General features: G+C 34.5%; 1 protein-coding gene. It reads left to right on the top strand.

Annotated features, from left to right (window positions below; genetic code table 11):
- The first annotated feature begins 96 nt into the window (after nt 1-96).
- Complete coding sequence (ispD, locus tag BA053_RS06165) at nt 97-1,290, top strand: 2-C-methyl-D-erythritol 4-phosphate cytidylyltransferase (RefSeq protein ID WP_065106873.1); 1,194 nt, start codon at nt 97-99, stop codon at nt 1,288-1,290.
- The last annotated feature ends 152 nt before the right edge of the window (nt 1,291-1,442 follow it).

Genomic DNA, 1,442 nt, shown 5'->3' with positions numbered 1-1,442 from the left:
GCTAGTTAATAGGGGAAGTAACTTTTATATGATGTCAGAAATTTTATTTTTCGGAAAGAATCTTGGATAGAGAGGAAAGCTTCTACAAAAAGAAATATGTGCGCTAAGAAATACAAAATAGCAGCATTAATAGTTGCAGCGGGAGTAGGCAGTAGATGCAATTCTACGATTCCTAAGCAATATATAAAACTGGCAGGTAAATCTGTTTTATTTCATACAATTAAAAGATTTCTGGCTAACCAATATATAGATTATATAAGAATAGCAATTAATAGAGACCATGAAAGTTTCTATGAGAAAGCTATATCACTAATTACAGACACTAAATTACTAAGCCCTGTATACGGAGGAGAAAACAGGCAAAGTTCAGTTAAACTAGGGCTTGAAAGCTTACAAAAAATTAACCCAGATTTTGTAGTTATACACGATGCTTGTAGGCCTTTTGTGTCAGATGTTCTGATAGATAACTTGGTTGAATCTATGATTAATGATCAATATACAGGAGTAGTTCCAGCAATAGAAGTTGAAGACACTATGTCATTGGTGAGTAATAGTTTTATTGAATCTACGATTTCAAGAGGAAAGCTCAGAGCCATACAAACCCCTCAAATTTTTAATTTCAAAGAATTATTATCATGCCATCAATCAGTCAAAGAATTTACTGACGATTCATCACTAATGGTAGAGCACAAAAAACATGTTGCGATTATTAAAGGTGAGAAAAGCAATTTTAAGTTAACCACAAAAGAGGATATCAATATGGCAAAGCTTCTTTTTGAAGAGCCAAAATTTCGTGTCGGAGCCGGTTATGATATACATAAGTTCATTAAAGTTCAAAATGGTGCTGAAAGCTTTATAAAAATTTGCGGTGTGAAAATTGAACACAACATGGCAATAGAAGCGCACTCTGATGGTGATGTTGCAATACATGCAATCGTTGATGCAATACTCGGAGCACTAGGATGTGGCGACATAGGAGAGCATTTTCCTCCTAGTTCCTCTGAATGGAAAGATTGCAATTCATCTCACTTCCTTGACTTTGCTGCTAAAAAAGCAAAAGAAAAAGGGTACAGCGTATCTAATTTAGATATTACTATAGTTTGTGAGGAGCCTAAAATATCGCCTTACAAGGTAGAAATGAAAAAATTCATATCAAAAGCATTAGAAATTGATGATGAATTTGTAAATATCAAAGCAACCACTGCAGAAAAATTAGGTTCTCTTGGAAGAAATGAAGGAATAGCCGTACATGCTTCTGTGTTATTGCATACAAACTTTTATTGGGAATAGAAACGAAAAAACTTACTTGACACCCTTCGCCAGTCCCCTTATCATGAAACTGAAGCTATTTATTTATCTTCGCAATCTGTGCAGGTTAATGACAAAAAACTTAGGGTATTTGGCGTCTCATGTTTAATTTTTCGCACTACGTGCATCGCATG

This window comes from Wolbachia endosymbiont of Nomada ferruginata (assembly GCF_001675785.1).
GTDB lineage: Bacteria > Pseudomonadota > Alphaproteobacteria > Rickettsiales > Anaplasmataceae > Wolbachia > Wolbachia pipientis.
This window is presented reverse-complemented; position numbering and strand designations above follow the sequence as displayed.